Source organism: Pseudomonas bubulae, from assembly GCF_900618535.1.
GTDB lineage: Bacteria > Pseudomonadota > Gammaproteobacteria > Pseudomonadales > Pseudomonadaceae > Aquipseudomonas > Aquipseudomonas bubulae.
In genome coordinates this window covers 828,066-843,458 of record NZ_UYJA01000001.1, presented here as the reverse complement: position 1 = coordinate 843,458, position 15,393 = coordinate 828,066, and the positions used below count along the sequence as shown (strand labels likewise).

Annotated in this window: 12 protein-coding genes; 6 read left to right on the top strand and 6 right to left on the bottom strand. The window is 59.3% G+C overall.

Translation table 11 applies throughout. The features are described from left to right. Positions 1–2 precede the first annotated feature (2 nt). The 3 genes from PPTH39_RS03635 to PPTH39_RS03625 form a co-directional block, all read right to left on the bottom strand. On the bottom strand, positions 3–962 hold the full coding sequence (locus tag PPTH39_RS03635) for an AAA family ATPase (RefSeq protein WP_016780594.1): 960 nt from the start codon (positions 960–962) through the stop codon (positions 3–5). A gap of 320 nt (positions 963–1,282) precedes the next feature. After that, positions 1,283–2,029, bottom strand: coding sequence for an amidohydrolase family protein (locus tag PPTH39_RS03630; RefSeq protein WP_130871606.1), 747 nt, complete (start codon positions 2,027–2,029; stop codon positions 1,283–1,285). A gap of 91 nt (positions 2,030–2,120) precedes the next feature. Next, positions 2,121–2,477 (bottom strand): hypothetical protein, encoded by a 357-nt coding sequence (locus PPTH39_RS03625; protein ID WP_095018116.1) that lies wholly within the window; start codon positions 2,475–2,477, stop codon positions 2,121–2,123. 433 nt (positions 2,478–2,910) lie between these two features. On the opposite strand from PPTH39_RS03625, the gene PPTH39_RS03620 reads away from it, so the two are divergent. Then, positions 2,911–7,767, top strand: coding sequence for an NAD-glutamate dehydrogenase (locus tag PPTH39_RS03620; RefSeq protein WP_095020998.1), 4,857 nt, complete (start codon positions 2,911–2,913; stop codon positions 7,765–7,767). Between the two features lie 77 nt (positions 7,768–7,844). On the opposite strand, the gene PPTH39_RS03615 is transcribed toward PPTH39_RS03620, so the two are convergent. Further along, positions 7,845–8,108, bottom strand: coding sequence for a DUF4404 family protein (locus PPTH39_RS03615; protein WP_095000540.1), 264 nt, complete (start codon positions 8,106–8,108; stop codon positions 7,845–7,847). 297 nt (positions 8,109–8,405) lie between these two features. On the opposite strand from PPTH39_RS03615, the gene PPTH39_RS03610 reads away from it, so the two are divergent. From PPTH39_RS03610 to rssC, 3 genes are all read left to right on the top strand, one after another. Beyond that, a complete protein-coding gene (locus tag PPTH39_RS03610; protein WP_095000539.1) occupies positions 8,406–9,095 on the top strand; it encodes an MlaA family lipoprotein in 690 nt (229 codons plus the stop codon). 342 nt (positions 9,096–9,437) lie between these two features. After that, positions 9,438–10,622 (top strand): two-component system response regulator RssB, encoded by a 1,185-nt coding sequence (rssB, locus tag PPTH39_RS03605; RefSeq protein WP_130871605.1) that lies wholly within the window; start codon positions 9,438–9,440, stop codon positions 10,620–10,622. Then, on the top strand, positions 10,619–11,101 hold the full coding sequence (gene rssC, locus PPTH39_RS03600) for an anti-sigma factor antagonist RssC (RefSeq protein ID WP_095000537.1): 483 nt from the start codon (positions 10,619–10,621) through the stop codon (positions 11,099–11,101). The genes rssB and rssC overlap by 4 nt, the downstream gene beginning before the upstream one ends. Before the next feature lie 95 nt (positions 11,102–11,196). Here the strand turns inward: rssC and PPTH39_RS03595 are convergent, their stop codons facing one another. After that, on the bottom strand, positions 11,197–12,318 hold the full coding sequence (locus PPTH39_RS03595) for an aryl-sulfate sulfotransferase (RefSeq protein ID WP_095025858.1): 1,122 nt from the start codon (positions 12,316–12,318) through the stop codon (positions 11,197–11,199). An 82-nt stretch (positions 12,319–12,400) separates the two neighbouring features. Between PPTH39_RS03595 and PPTH39_RS03590 the strand changes: the two genes are divergently transcribed. Beyond that, positions 12,401–13,471, top strand: coding sequence for a GlxA family transcriptional regulator (locus PPTH39_RS03590; RefSeq protein ID WP_130871604.1), 1,071 nt, complete (start codon positions 12,401–12,403; stop codon positions 13,469–13,471). 56 nt (positions 13,472–13,527) lie between these two features. Here the strand turns inward: PPTH39_RS03590 and PPTH39_RS03585 are convergent, their stop codons facing one another. Further along, a complete protein-coding gene (locus PPTH39_RS03585; RefSeq protein ID WP_130871603.1) occupies positions 13,528–14,436 on the bottom strand; it encodes a LysR family transcriptional regulator in 909 nt (302 codons plus the stop codon). A gap of 124 nt (positions 14,437–14,560) precedes the next feature. On the opposite strand from PPTH39_RS03585, the gene PPTH39_RS03580 reads away from it, so the two are divergent. Next, on the top strand, positions 14,561–15,388 hold the full coding sequence (locus PPTH39_RS03580; RefSeq protein WP_095026873.1) for an HTD2 family dehydratase: 828 nt from the start codon (positions 14,561–14,563) through the stop codon (positions 15,386–15,388). Positions 15,389–15,393 lie beyond the last annotated feature (5 nt).

The window sequence follows — 15,393 nt, the reverse complement described above, 5'->3', positions numbered from 1 at the left end:
GGTCAGGCAACGGCCACGACGTCGAGGATGCGTTGCACCACGCGGTCCTGGTCGATACCGGCGGCTTCGGCTTCAAACGACAGGATGATGCGGTGGCGCAGCACGTCAAACAACACAGCCTGGATATCTTCGGGGCTGACGAAGTCGCGCCCGGCCAGCCAGGCGTGGGCCCGTGCGCAGCGGTCCAGGGCAATCGAACCGCGGGGGCTGGCGCCGTAGGCGATCCACTCGGCCATTTCGGGGTCGAACTTGCCCGGGGTGCGGGTGGCCATGACCAGTTGCACCAGGTACTCCTCCACGGCATCGGCCATGTACAGGCCGAGGATTTCCTTGCGCGCGGCGAAGATGGCCTGCTGGCTGACCCGGCGCTCGGGCTTGGTTTCCCCGTTAAGGGCTTCGCCACGTGCCTGCTGCAGAATGCGGCGTTCGACGGCGGCATCCGGAAAACCGATTTTGACGTGCATCAGAAAGCGGTCGAGCTGGGCTTCGGGCAGCGGGTAGGTGCCTTCCTGCTCAATGGGGTTTTGCGTGGCCATGACCAGAAACAGCGGCGACAGCTCATAGGTACTGCGCCCGACACTGACCTGGCGCTCGGCCATGGCTTCGAGCAGCGCCGATTGCACCTTGGCCGGGGCGCGGTTGATTTCGTCTGCCAGTACCAGGTTATGGAAGATCGGCCCTTGCTGGAACACGAAACTGCCGGTTTCCGGGCGATAGATCTCGGTGCCGGTGATATCGGCAGGCAGCAGGTCGGGAGTGAACTGGATTCGATGGAACTGCGCTTCAATACCTTCTGCCAGCTCCTTGATGGCCTTGGTCTTGGCCAGGCCGGGGGCGCCCTCGACCAGCATATGGCCATCAGCGAGCAAGGCGATCAGCAGACGGTCGATCAGTTTTTCCTGACCGAGGATCTGGGTTGAAAGAAAGGTTCGCAGCGCCAGTAGCGCTTCACGATGTTCCATCGATGACTGTTCCTGAAAAGGACACCGGCGGCGCAGAAATTACACCGGGGCTGGGGGCGTTACTTTAATCCATTGGAGGCTCTGCGGACTAATGGCGGTGGGGATTTTTACAGGAAAAACCTGAAATGCCCGGGCTTGTTGAGATTGGTGCTCATCTGCATGGGGTCTTGTAGCCGCTGATGAGCGTAGCGAGGCTGCGAACGGCTGCGCAGCAGTCCTAAATCCCGGCCATCCGATAGTTCGGCTGCACCGCGTCTATCGGATTTGCGAACGCTTTGCCTTCGATCGCAGCCTCGCTACGCTCGTCAGCGGCTACAGGATTAAAAGCCATAAAAGCTGCGTGCGTTATGGCACAGGGCTTTGTGTGCGCCATCTTCGCCAAGGGCCTCTACCAGCAAGGCAATATCGTTGTCCTCAAAGGCCCGTGGCGCCCGGGTTGATGGCAGGTCCGTAGCAAACATCAGGGCGTCGGGGTTGATGCTATGGATCTGTTGCAGTACTTGCGGTACGGCAAAATCAACCCGGCCAAAACCGCAGGCCTTGATCCGCACGCCGTGCTCCGCCAGGCGCAGCAGGCTGGGCAGGCCCTCATGGCTTAAACCCAGATGGTCGATGCTCAGCGCCGGCAGGCGTCGCAACCGGTCTTCCAGTCCTGACAGTTCCCGTGAGTCAACGTACAGCTCGGAATGCCAGCCCACTTGTTCATGCACGCGCATGGCCAATGATTCGAGCTGGTCAAGTTGTTCGGAGCCTCCGCGCTTGAGGTTGAAGCGCAGGGCGCGGATGCCCTGCCGGTGCAGGGTCTGCAGCTCGGCATCGGTGACGCTGTCGGGCAACTGGGTCACGCCCACAAACCCCGGGCCTAAACGCTTGAGTGCAGCGATCAGGTAGCTCTGGTCGTAGCCCTGAAAGGAACCCGATACCACGGCACCGCCCACGATACCCAGGGGGGTGGCCCGGGCCAGGTAGTCATCGACACTGAAGAACTCGGGCACATAGCCATTGTTGGGAATCAGCGGGTAGGCGCTGTCAATGATATGGCAGTGGGCATCGAAGATCGGGCGCATGGTGGTGAGCTCCAGTGGAAGTGTATGACTGTGGGAGCGAGCCTGCTCGCTCCCACAATGTGCCCTGCAAGACTCCCTTCCTCATGGAGGATTAATTCAGCTCGCTGATATAGGTGCCGGTGCCCTTGAGGATGTTCTGCAGGGTCTCTTCGACTTCGCCAAGGTCTGCCGCAGGGGTGTTGTGGAGGATTTCCAGGTGGTCATCGCCCTTGAGAACATCCGCATCACCCGCGCCGATTTCGATCAGCAGGCGGGTAGGGCTCAAGGTGACCTTGACGCCGTCCAGGGTCGAAGGCTCGTCTTCCAGGGTGATTTCCAGCTCGTCTTCGTCCGGGTAACGGGTCATCAGAAACATTTCGCCGCTGTCGGTGTGGCAGCACAGCATGGCCATATTGTCTTCTTCGTCGTCGCACGGGTTGGCGAGCAGGTGGTCGGTGTTCATTTGCATGGGTAATTCCTGGCGCTCTGGGCGCGGGTAGGTCGATCAGAGGCCAATTTTGCCAGCCTGAACCGATTTGTGCAGGTTTGAATGGAACAACTGGGCAAATGGTCAGTCATTTCTGTTGCTCGCTACGGAAACTACGGTGCTTTTATGAAGGTTTTTCGCTTGCCGATGCTAGGGTTGTTCTATGACCGCCCTGGCGGTTGCGTCCCGATGACCGAATATGTCGCCGCACCGTAAGCAGGCCGTACAGCGCAATCGTTAAGCTGCGCGGTGATTGTTATCTCTAAAGACACAGCCTGTTCAACCGGCAGTCGTTTTTGTAGATCACCATCCTTGCAGGTGAATGTGACCCGTGGGTCACGGCCAGCTTCACCTCCTCACGCGGGAACAACACGCGACGCTTCTCTCAATAACAAGCCCAAGCGGAGTACCACAGATGGCGTTCTTCACCGCAGCCAGCAAAGCCGACTTCCAGCATCAACTGCAAGCGGCACTGGCGCAGCACATCAGTGAACAGGCACTGCCACAAGTGGCGCTGTTCGCTGAGCAATTCTTCGGCATCATTTCTCTGGATGAACTTACCCAGCGGCGCATGTCCGACCTCGCCGGCTGCACGCTGTCGGCGTGGCGCCTGCTGGAGCGTTTCGACCCGGCCCAGCCGCAAGTGCGGGTATTCAACCCCGACTACGAGCGCCACGGCTGGCAGTCCACCCACACGGCAGTTGAAGTCCTGCACCACGACCTGCCGTTTCTGGTGGACTCGGTGCGTACCGAGCTGAACCGTCGCGGTTACAGCATTCATACCCTGCAAACCACGGTGTTGAGCGTGCGTCGCGGCGGCAAAGGCGAGTTGCTGGAAATCCTGCCCAAGGGCACCACGGGGGAAGGCGTCTCGCAAGAGTCGCTGATGTACCTGGAAATCGATCGCTGCGCACACGCCGCCGAATTGAATGTGCTGAGCAAGGAACTGGAGCAGGTTCTGGGTGAAGTACGGGTTGCCGTGGCTGACTTCGAGCCGATGAAGGCCAAGGTGCAGGAACTGCTGGCCAGTGTCGACAACTGCCAGTACGCCGTCGATGCCGATGAGAAAGCCGAAGTCAAAAGCTTCCTGGAATGGCTGGTGGGCAACCACTTCACCTTCCTGGGCTATGAAGAATTTGTGGTGCGTGACGATGCCGATGGCGGTCATATCGAATATGACCCCGACTCGTTCCTGGGCCTGACCAAGCTGTTGCGCGCCGGGCTCACCGCCGAAGACCTGCGTATCGAAGACTACGCCGTCAGCTACCTGCGCGAGCCGACCCTGCTGTCGTTCGCCAAGGCCGCGCACCCGAGCCGCGTGCATCGCCCGGCGTACCCGGACTATGTGTCGATTCGCCAGATCGATGCCAGCGGCAAGGTCATCAAGGAGTGCCGCTTTATGGGCCTGTACACCTCTTCGGTGTACGGCGAGAGCGTGCGGGTGATCCCTTATATTCGTCGCAAGGTGGCAGAAATCGAGCGCCGCTCGGGCTTCCAGGCCAAGGCTCACCTGGGCAAGGAACTGGCTCAGGTGGTGGAAGTCCTGCCCCGTGACGACCTGTTCCAGACTCCGGTGGACGAACTGTTCAACACCGTGATGTCGATCGTGCAAATCCAGGAGCGCAACAAGATTCGCGTGTTCCTGCGCAAGGACCCGTACGGCCGCTTCTGCTATTGCCTGGCCTACGTACCGCGGGATATCTACTCCACCGAAGTGCGGCAGAAAATCCAGCAGGTGCTGATGGAGCGTCTGCAGGCGTCGGATTGCGAGTTCTGGACCTTCTTCTCGGAGTCGGTGCTGGCCCGCGTGCAGCTGATTCTGCGGGTTGACCCGAAAAACCGCATCGATATCGACCCGCTGTTGCTGGAAAAAGAAGTGGTCCAGGCCTGCCGCAGCTGGCAGGACGACTACGCCAGCCTGGTGGTCGAAAGCTTTGGCGAGGCCAATGGCACCAAGGTGCTGGCCGATTTCCCCAAAGGTTTCCCGGCAGGCTATCGCGAGCGCTTTGCTGCACATTCGGCCGTGGTCGACATGCAGCATCTGATGAACCTCAGCGAAAAGAACCCGCTGGTGATGAGTTTCTATCAGCCGCTGGGGCAAAGTGCCGGTCAGGAGCTGCATTGCAAGCTGTATCACGCCGATACGCCGCTGGCCCTGTCCGATGTCCTGCCGATTCTGGAGAACCTCGGCCTGCGCGTGCTGGGCGAGTTCCCGTACCGTTTGCGGCATGCCAATGGCCGTGAGTTCTGGATCCATGACTTCGCCTTTACCGCTGGCGAAGGCTTGAACCTGGATATCCAGCAACTCAACGACACGCTGCAGGATGCGTTCGTGCATATCGTACGCGGCGATGCCGAGAACGATGCGTTCAACCGCCTGGTACTGACTGCCGGCCTGCCATGGCGCGACGTGGCGCTGCTGCGTGCGTACGCGCGTTACCTGAAGCAGATTCGCCTGGGTTTTGACCTGGGTTATATCGCCAGCACCCTGAACAACCACACCGACATCGCCCGCGAGTTGACCCGGCTGTTCAAGACCCGCTTCTACCTGGCGCGCAAGCTGACGGCCGAAGACCTCGAAGACAAGCAGCTGCGTCTGGAACAGGCGATCCTGACAGCGCTGGACGATGTGCAGGTGCTCAACGAAGACCGCATCCTGCGTCGTTACCTGGACTTGATCAAAGCCACGTTGCGCACCAACTTCTACCAGCCGGATGGCAACGGTCACAACCGTTCCTACTTCAGCTTCAAGTTCAACCCGCACCTGATCCCCGAGCTGCCAAGGCCGGTGCCGAAGTTTGAAATCTTCGTCTACTCGCCGCGGGTTGAAGGCGTGCACTTGCGCTTCGGCAACGTGGCCCGTGGCGGCTTGCGCTGGTCGGACCGTGAAGAAGACTTCCGCACCGAAGTGCTGGGCCTGGTAAAAGCCCAGCAAGTGAAAAACTCGGTCATTGTGCCGGTGGGTGCCAAAGGCGGCTTCGTGCCGCGCCGCCTGCCGCTGGGCGGCGGCCGTGATGAAATCCAGGCCGAGGCGATTGCCTGCTACCGGATCTTTATTTCCGGCCTGCTGGACATCACCGACAACTTGAAAGACGGCGCATTGGTACCGCCGTTGAACGTGGTCCGTCACGATGATGATGACCCGTACCTGGTGGTGGCTGCCGACAAGGGCACCGCGACCTTCTCCGATATCGCCAACGGCATTGCCATCGATTACGGCTTCTGGCTGGGCGATGCGTTCGCTTCGGGCGGTTCGGCCGGTTATGACCATAAAAAGATGGGCATTACCGCCAAAGGTGCCTGGGTTGGCGTGCAGCGTCACTTTAAAGAGCGCGGGATCAACGTTCAGAAAGACAGCATCAGCGTGGTCGGTATCGGAGATATGGCCGGTGACGTGTTCGGCAACGGCCTGCTGATGTCCGATCAGTTGCAACTGGTCGCGGCGTTCAACCACCTGCATATCTTTATCGACCCGAACCCGGAGCCTGCCAGCAGCTTCGCCGAGCGTCAGCGCCTGTTCGATCTGCCGCGTTCGGCGTGGTCGGACTACGACACCGGCATCATGTCGGCGGGCGGCGGGATCTTCTCGCGCAGCGCGAAAAGCATCGCCATCTCCGCGCAGATGAAAGAGCGCTTCGCGATTACCGCTGACAGGCTGACCCCCACCGAACTGCTCAATGCCTTGCTCAAGGCCCCGGTGGACCTGCTGTGGAACGGCGGTATCGGCACCTACGTCAAGGCCAGTAGCGAAAGCCATGCCGATGTCGGCGACAAGGCCAATGATGCATTACGGGTCAACGGCAATGAGCTGCGCTGCAAGGTGGTAGGCGAGGGCGGCAACCTGGGCATGACCCAGCTGGGCCGTGTCGAGTTCAACCTCAATGGCGGCGGCTCCAACACCGACTTTATCGATAATGCCGGCGGTGTGGACTGCTCTGACCACGAAGTGAATATCAAGATCCTGCTCAATGAAGTGGTGCAGGCCGGCGATATGACCGAGAAGCAGCGTAACCAGCTGCTGGGCAGCATGACCGATGAGGTGGGCGGCCTGGTCCTGGGCAACAACTACAAGCAGACCCAGGCCATTTCGCTGGCCGCGCGCAAGGCCTATGAGCGGATTGCCGAATACAAGCGCCTGATGAACGATCTGGAAGCCCGTGGCAAGCTGGACCGTGCCATCGAGTTCCTGCCGTCAGAAGAGCAGCTCAACGAGCGCGTAGCGGCGGGCCACGGCCTGACCCGTGCCGAGCTGTCGGTGCTGATCTCGTACAGCAAGATCGACCTTAAAGAGGCGCTGCTCAACTCCCGGGTGCCGGATGACGACTACCTGACCCGGGACATGGAAACCGCGTTCCCGCCGATGCTGGTGAGCAAATTTGCCGAAGCCATGCGTCGCCATCGCCTGAAGCGTGAAATCGTCAGCACCCAGATTGCCAACGATCTGGTCAACCATATGGGCATCACCTTTGTCGAGCGCCTGAAAGAGTCGACGGGGATGAGTGCTGCCAACGTGGCCGGCGCCTACGTCATCGTGCGTGATATTTTCCACCTGCCGCACTGGTTCCGGCAGATCGAGGCGCTGGACTATCAGGTACCGGCTGAAATCCAGCTGGCACTGATGGATGAGTTGATGCGTCTGGGGCGCCGCGCTACACGCTGGTTCCTGCGCAGCCGTCGTAACGAGCTGGATGCTGCACGGGATGTGGCGCATTTCGGCCCGCATCTGGCGGCATTGGGCCTCAAGCTCGACGAACTGCTGGAAGGGCCGACCCGCGAAGGCTGGCAGACCCGCTATCAGGCCTACGTCGAGGCGGGCGTGCCGGAGTTGCTGGCGCGCATGGTAGCGGGTACCACGCACCTGTATACCCTGTTGCCGATTATCGAGGCTTCGGATGTCACCGGGCAAAATGCTGCGGATGTGGCCAAGACGTACTTCGCCGTGGGCAGTGCGCTGGACCTGACCTGGTACTTGCAGCAGATCAGCAACCTGCCGGTGGAGAACAACTGGCAGGCCCTGGCCCGCGAGGCGTTCCGCGACGATATCGACTGGCAGCAGCGGGCAATTACCATTTCGGTGTTGCAGATGACCGAGGCCGGGGAAAGTATCGAGGCACGGCTGGCGCTGTGGCTTGAACAGAACCACTCGATGGTTGAGCGCTGGCGCTCGATGCTGGTGGATCTGCGTGCCGCCACCGGCAGCGACTATGCCATGTACGCGGTGGCCAACCGCGAGCTGCTGGACCTGGCGTTGAGCGGTCAATCAGGGCTTTGACAGCCTGAGTTGCAAAACAAAGCCCCGGCTCATGTGCAATGAGTCGGGGCTTTTTTGTTTCTGGGGGTTACCGGAAATCAGATGCCGATATTGCCCAAGGTTTGCACGATGCTGCGCAGGGTAACGGCGAGAGTGGGATGATCGACCTCAAAGCGCTCTACAGCGAGGTTGACGCTGTCGGCAAGGCTGGAATCGTTGGTCGCTTTTTCGATGTCGATCTGAGCCTGGATTTGTGTGGCGAGCTGGTTCAAGTGTTCACGCTCTTCCTGGGTGAGCGGCGGGTTCTGTTCCAGTTGCTCGCGCAAGGTATTGAGTTGTTCTTGCAGATCGCGGGCAGGCATAGCATTCATCCTTTATTGATAGGCTCTGGTGTAGACCTTCGAAGTGAGCAAAAGGTCTGTCTCTAGATTAATCCACTCGCGGGCGAAGTGCATGATCTCTATCAAAATCCCCGGTGCGTGTTTTTGTCGTTCAGGCGGGTGGATTTAAAAGAATCGGCAGCGGGGGGAACGTCTATCTTTTATACAAGTCTGTTTAGGCGATTGCTTGGGGGCTGCCTAAAAGCCATTTGCCGTTATACTGATGTTCAGACTCAGGGCATAGCGCCCAAGTGTTGAGTAACTTCAGGGAGTTTTGCTATGCGCTGGACTGTTCGTCTCGCCCCATTGTTTGTCTGTGCCGGTGTGGCCATGATGCCGTTTGCTGCCAATGCCGCCACCGAGGATGACCCGTGGGAAGGGTTTAACCGCGTTGTGTTCAAGTTTAACGACACCCTCGACACCTATGCCCTGAAGCCGATTGCCCAGGGCTACCAGTTCATCACTCCGCAGTTTCTGGAGGATGGCATCCACAATATGTACCGCAACGTCGGTGACGTGCGCAACCTGGCCAACAACGTGCTGCAGGTAAAACCCCACGCTGCGGGCGTGGATACCGCCCGTTTGCTGATGAACACCATTATCGGTGTCGGCGGCTTCTTTGATGTGGGCACCAAGATGGGCCTGCAGCGCAACGACGAAGACTTTGGCCAGACCCTTGGCTACTGGGGGCTGAGCAGTGGCCCTTACCTTGTATTGCCGCTGCTGGGCCCAAGTACGGTGCGAGATGCCCTGGGCATCTACCCGGACTCCTATGCCGAACCTTACCGCTACATGCATGACGTTTCAGCACGTAACACCGTTGCCGGGATGAAAATCATCGATGCCCGCGCCAATCTGCTGTCGGCCGAAAAATTGATCACAGGGGATAAATACATCTTTATCCGCAATGCGTATCTGCAAAGCCGTGAATTCAAGGTCAAGGACGGGCAGGTTGTCGACGACTTCTGAGTCTTTTGACCGATGCGCAAAAAACGGCCCTTGTGGCCGTTTTTTGTATGGGTGCAGATGAGAATCAATCGGCTTTGCGGCCTTTGTTACCAAGGTTTTAGTTGCCGTAAACGTGGTTCTTATAACCCGCAGTAATTTAACGTGACGAACACCTCAAGCCGCTATCGGCCTGAGCTTGAAACACCCCGCGGATGGGAGTACCGTCTGCGCCTTACACGGGCACCTTTGTAGGATCGAGCAATACAGTCGATTTGAATCAGGGATGTTCACAAGCCATTTCAGTTGTTGAGCCCGACGTTTACGAGCTTCAACGACAACCTAATTCTGGCGCCATTTGCCCACATGCAAAAAACCAGTGCCACGCTGCTGATCATTGATGACGACCAGGTAGTACGCGCAAGTCTGGCGGCCTACTTGGAAGACAGCGGCTTCAGCGTCCTTCAGGCCAATAATGGCTTGCAAGGCCTTCAGATGTTCGAGCAAGAGCAGCCAGATCTGATCATCTGTGACCTGCGCATGCCGCAAATGAGTGGCCTGGAGGTGATTCGCCAGGTTGCCCAGCGGTCGGCGCAAACGCCGGTGATCGTCATCTCGGGCGCAGGCGTGATGAGCGATGTGGTCGAGGCTTTGCGCCTTGGCGCTGCCGACTACCTGATCAAGCCGCTGGAAGACCTTGCCGTGCTGGAGCATTCGGTTCACCGAGCTCTGGATCGTGCGCGGTTGCAGCTTGAGAACCAGCGCTACCGTGAGAAGCTGGAGTCGGCCAACCGGGAACTGGAAGCCAGCCTGCATTTGCTGCAGGAAGACCAGAACGCCGGCCGGCAGGTGCAGATGAACATGCTGCCGGTCAGCCCCTGGACCACTGATGAGTTCAGTTTTGCCCACAAGATCATCCCGTCACTGTATCTGTCCGGGGATTTTGTCGACTACTTCCGGGTTGACGAGCATCGGGTCGCTTTTTATCTGGCGGATGTTTCCGGGCACGGCGCCTCTTCGGCCTTTGTCACGGTGCTGCTCAAGTTCATGACCACGCGCCTGCTGTTCGAGTCCAAGCGCAATGGCACCTTGCCGGAGTTCAAGCCCTCCGAAGTGCTTGGGCATATCAACCGTGGTCTGATCAACTGCAAGCTGGGCAAGCACGTGACCATGGTGGGCGGTGTGATCAATGAAGAAAGCGGCGAGCTGACCTATAGCATTGGCGGGCACTTGCCGCTGCCGGTGCTCTACACTCCAGACAGTGTCCGTTATCTGGAAGGGCGGGGTTTGCCCGTTGGCCTGTTCAACGAAGCCACCTATGAAGACCAGGTTATGAAATTGCCTGAAGCTTTCAGCCTGACTCTGATGTCTGACGGTATCCTGGATCTTTTGACCGAGCCGACGCTCAAAGAGAAAGAAGCTGCTTTGCCGCAACGGGTGAAAGCAGCAGGCGGCAGCCTGGATGGTCTGCGCAAAGTGTTTGGATTAGCTACGCTAGGGGAGATGCCGGATGATATCGCCTTGTTGGTGTTGAGCAGGAATCTTAAATGAGTACCGGTAGAATTCAGTTCGCCGAACAGGACGGCACTTTTGTCCTGAAGTTTGTGGGTGAAGTGCGTCTGACGTTGTGTTCGGCACTGGATGCGACGATCGAGAGGATTTTCACGGCGTTGAATTTCAATGCCATCGTGATTGACCTCACCGAAACCCGCAGTATCGACAGCACCACCTTGGGTTTGCTGGCGAAACTGTCGATATTGTCGCGCCAAAAAACAGGCCTGTTACCGACTGTTGTCACCACCCACGAAGACATCACCCGGCTGCTGGAGTCGATGGGCTTCGATCAGGTGTTCAACATCATCGGCAAGCCGATCCCTTGCCCGGATTGCCTGACCGACCTGCCTTCGCAGGATCAGACAGAAGAAGTTGTGCGGGTAAAAGTGCTGGAAGCGCACAAGATTCTGATGGGGCTCAACGACTCCAACCGTGAAGCTTTCCATGATCTGGTGAATGCACTCGAGCGGAATTGATTTCCGGTCGCCTCATCCCGCAGGTTGTCAAAGATCAAAAGCCCCTCACCACGCCTCTCCCTCCGGGAGAGGCGTGGTGAGGGGCTTTTAGCTTTTTATGTTACAACCAACCATGGTATTTCCCGGCGCTGATAACGGTGCGCGCGGAAGATCGCGTTGTTTTCACCCGGCAGATAGGCTCTGGAGGCTGCATCCGGGTACGGGGCAAAGAAGGGATTGATATATTCCCAGACCACTTCTCCCGTCGGCGTGATTTCAAACAGTCGACCAAAATTGGCCTCGGTCACCAGCGTATTGCCGTTGTGCAGGCGTTGCGCGCCGCCCATGAACGGGGTGAAAAAGGCATAGCCCGGGGTATCGGCGTACTGCCACACGATCTGTTGGCTCAGTGGCTCTATTTCCAGTATTCGTGAGTGCGGCATGCTGGTATGTGGCCGAAAGATGCCGTTGTCGAATACCAGCACGTTGCCGTTTTCCAGCTCGCTCGGGCAGTGCTGTTGCGCAACCAGATCATGGCCCAGGCGCCACAGCACCTTACTGCTGCTGCGCGAAATGGCAATCACCGCAGAGACGCTGCGCAGGCTGAGAATGATCTTGCCATCGCGGCCCGGCGAGACGGCGTTGGTCATCGGCCAGTGGTAGCGCTCAAACGCATCATGCAGCGGATAGTCTTCAGGGCGCAGGTGCTCCCAGCTGCGCCACTCCCACACCACATGGCCCTGGCGGTCGACTTCTTTGACCACATCGGCATAGATCACCCCGCCGGGTGCTTCGCTGCCAGGAATGCCACCCACCACGCGCGCGGCCAGCTGCGGGCTCAGCGGTTCAACGGTGGTGTAGAGCAGATGACCGTTGTCCAGCCATTGGGCATCGTGATGGTGCATCAGGTCAGTGTGTTCCCAGACCACTTCTCCCTCGGCAGTGACTTCGCTGAAGGCGCCGCCGTGCCAGACTGACCAGCCCGTAAACAACTCTGGCGAGTCGGGGTGGTTGCCGTTGTATCCCAGGTTGCCGTTGCGCAGTATTACGGCGTCGCGGCCGGGGCGCCAGGGCAGCTTCCAGCGGTGTACGATTTCGCCTTCCAGATCGATCAGGAATACATTGCCATCTGCCGTTTGCGGGGCGAACAGTGTGTAGCCACCGGCGCTACGGGCGTGGTCGACGCCGACCAGACCGGTCTTGTGGCGCTTCAGGGTGGTGTTGTGCAGTTTTGACATGGTGCCACTCCCACTAGGTTCCACTGGTATTGTGCGCGGCAGGGGAGCATTGTCGGTCTCCCCTGTGTGCGTGGAATCGAGTATGTCGAGGCAAACCGTGGCGCTCCATGCCAAACACCCCTCTTTTGCTGCCATGCCGGGCGCCACGCCGCGTACGGTGGTGGTGCTGGCATTCGATGAGCTGTTGTTGCTCAACGCCGCGGGGCCACTTGAGGTCTTCGCCGCGATACCGCGGCTGTTGGGCGGCACTTTTGCCAGCGATCCACCTTATCGGCTGTTGCTCGTATCGCCCATGGGAGGCCAGATAACCTCGGTTTCCGGGATCAGCGTCAATACACTGTCCCTGGAACAGATCGACCAGCAAGCGGACGTTATCGACACCCTGATCGTGGCAGGGGGGCCGGGTGTGGCAGCACTTGAAGCCAGCGTACCTGTGTGCAGCTGGTTGCGCCGCCGCGCCACGGCCGTACGCAGGCTGTGTTCCATAGGTACTGGTACATTCGCCTTGGCCGCTGCCGGTCTGCTTGAGGGGCGCAAGGTGGTGACCCACTGGAAGTTTGCCGAAGAACTGCAAGCCCGCTACCCGGCGCTCCAGTGCCAGACTGAAGGGTTGTACCTGCATGACGCGAATCTGTGGACGTGCGCGGGAGCTGCTGCCGGTATCGACCTGGCGCTGGGGCTGGTGGAGCAGGATCTCGGCCCCCATGCGGCATTGGAGCTGGCGCGCTATTTCACCGTTTTCGTATGGCGCTCGGCGGCTCAACCCCAGCTCAGCGCTTCGCTCAATGCCCAGTCCCTGGCCTTGCGTACCGCCCCTGACGTGCGCCTGGTGCGTCTGCATGCCTGGATTGCAGCCAACCTGCAAAGCGACCTGCGTGTGGAAATACTGGCGGAGCAATTTGGCATGAGTGCGCGCCACTTTGCCCGTGCCTACGTGGCCACTACTGGCCATACACCTGCACATGCGGTAGAGCTCTTACGTATTGAAGCTGCCTGCCAGATGCTGAAAACCACCAGCGAGCCGATCAAGCGGATAGCCGAAACCGCAGGTTTTGGTCGGGAAGAGCGTATGCGGCGAGGGTTTCACAAGCACTTGGGCATCGGCCCGCAGCATTACCGCAACCAGAGTCGATGCGCTGCACCGCAAGGCTGATCTGACGGCTTATCGCATGCCGGGTCTGATCGCTGGCCAAGGATATCGGTGCAGGACTAATTGCCTGGCTCAACGCTCTTGTGATGCTCCAGCACCCTGTTGATCAAGGCCCGGGTCACCTTGGGCAGTGCCTGCAGGTCGCGCACCAGAATGCTGCGTTCGCGCACCCGCCAGGGCTCGTCCAGTTCGATCACCGACAGGCCCATGGTCTGCTGGTGACGACGGGCCGAAGACTCCGGCAGGATGGCGATACCCACCCCGGCTTCGACCATCCGGCACATCGCTTCGAAGCTGTAGACCTTGATGCGCATGTTCAGGGTATTGCCGTGCAGGGCGACCTGCTCATTTAAAAATCGCAGCAGGGTAGTGCCTTCGTGCAGGCCGATATGCGGATAGGCCAGGGTTTCGGCCAGCTTGATCGACCTGGAGCGGGCCAGGGGGTGATCCAGTGAGGTGACCAGGATCAATTGGTCGGTGCTGAAGTGGATGACCTGCAGGCTGTCAGCCTCGACCGGACCGGCGATGATGCCCATATCGGTTGAGCCATCCATGACCCCGCGGACGATATCGCGGCTCAGGCGCTCTTGCAGGTCCACTGTCACACCTGGGCGTTCGGCAAGAAAACCGGCCAGGATACCGGGCAAGAATTCCGTGGCTGCCGTGGTGTTGGCAAAGATCCTGATATGCCCCGACGCGTCGGTGTCGTACTCGGTGAACTCGCTTTTCATATAGTCCACCTGGCGCATGATCATCCGCGCATGGTGCAAGAACAGTTCACCGGCGGGGGTCAGTTCAACCCCGCGGCTGTCGCGGTACAACAGGCGGCTGGCCAGGTTCTCTTCCAGGCTCTTGATCCGTGCACTGGCGGCTGGCGGCGAGATAAACGCCTTGCGCGCACCCTGGGTGAGGCTGGGGGATTCGGCGATATGAATAAACAGGCGCAGGTCGACAAGATCAAAATGCATGGCTGATTTCCGTTGGGCTTGAGCGTTAAGTAAAACCGAACGCCCCCTTACCGAAACGCAGATTCACAGATCGCCCGGCTTTTGGCAATCATGGCCAAAATAACAAGCCACGGGGCAATCACCGATGAGCGATAACGCACTGGCCGACTGGATCGGTCGTACTGAAGAAATCCATGACGTTCTTAGCCTGAACCTGGTCACCCGTATCGCCGCGACCTTCGGTGAGAAGGTGCCGCAGGCCGGGGAGCCTCTGCCGGCGTTGTGGCAGTGGTGTTTCTTTCAGCCCACGGTAGAGGAACAGGGGCTGGGTGATGATGGTCACCCGGCCCGGGGCGGCTTTTTGCCTCCGGCCCACAACCGCAACCGCATGTGGGCGGGCGGGCGTGTCGAGTTCTTTACTCCGCTCAGGGTGGATGCCAGGGCGACGCGTTTTTCCACTATTCTCGATGTTCGGGAAAAACTCGGTAAAACCGGCTCGCTGCTGTTTGTCACTGTCCAGCATGATTATCTGCAGGACGGCCAACTGGCCATTCGCGAAGAACAGGACATTGTCTACCGCGAACCAACCCCGCCCAAGCTGGCAGAGGGCGAGCCCTTGCCTGCGGGCATCTGGCAGGAGTCGATCACGCCGAGCCCCACCTTGCTGTTCCGCTACTCGGCGGTCACCTTCAATGGCCATCGCATCCATTACGACTGGCCTTATGCGACCGCAACGGAAGGCTACCCGGGGCTGGTGGTACACGGGCCGCTGATGGCCACCCTCAGCCTGCGCGCTTTTTGCCGCGCCAATCCCCAGGCCCAAGTGCGGCGCTTTGCCTATCGCGGCGTGCGGCCGTTGATTGCACCTCAGCCCTTTGTGCTGCGGGGGCGTGTCGTGGCGGCGGGCAAAGCCGAGTTGTGGGTGGGCAACGCAGAGGGTATCGCCCAGCAGGGCGAAGTGAGCTTCGACTAATAACG

Coding starts and splice junctions, on each gene's coding strand:
- PPTH39_RS03635 (WP_016780594.1), bottom strand. CDS start 962: ATGGAACATCGTGAAGCGCTACTGGCGCTGCGAACCTTTCTTTCAACC.
- PPTH39_RS03630 (WP_130871606.1), bottom strand. CDS start 2,029: ATGCGCCCGATCTTCGATGCCCACTGCCATATCATTGACAGCGCCTAC.
- PPTH39_RS03625 (WP_095018116.1), bottom strand. CDS start 2,477: ATGCAAATGAACACCGACCACCTGCTCGCCAACCCGTGCGACGACGAA.
- PPTH39_RS03620 (WP_095020998.1), top strand. CDS start 2,911: ATGGCGTTCTTCACCGCAGCCAGCAAAGCCGACTTCCAGCATCAACTG.
- PPTH39_RS03615 (WP_095000540.1), bottom strand. CDS start 8,108: ATGCCTGCCCGCGATCTGCAAGAACAACTCAATACCTTGCGCGAGCAA.
- PPTH39_RS03610 (WP_095000539.1), top strand. CDS start 8,406: ATGCGCTGGACTGTTCGTCTCGCCCCATTGTTTGTCTGTGCCGGTGTG.
- rssB (WP_130871605.1), top strand. CDS start 9,438: ATGCAAAAAACCAGTGCCACGCTGCTGATCATTGATGACGACCAGGTA.
- rssC (WP_095000537.1), top strand. CDS start 10,619: ATGAGTACCGGTAGAATTCAGTTCGCCGAACAGGACGGCACTTTTGTC.
- PPTH39_RS03595 (WP_095025858.1), bottom strand. CDS start 12,318: ATGTCAAAACTGCACAACACCACCCTGAAGCGCCACAAGACCGGTCTG.
- PPTH39_RS03590 (WP_130871604.1), top strand. CDS start 12,401: ATGTCGAGGCAAACCGTGGCGCTCCATGCCAAACACCCCTCTTTTGCT.
- PPTH39_RS03585 (WP_130871603.1), bottom strand. CDS start 14,436: ATGCATTTTGATCTTGTCGACCTGCGCCTGTTTATTCATATCGCCGAA.
- PPTH39_RS03580 (WP_095026873.1), top strand. CDS start 14,561: ATGAGCGATAACGCACTGGCCGACTGGATCGGTCGTACTGAAGAAATC.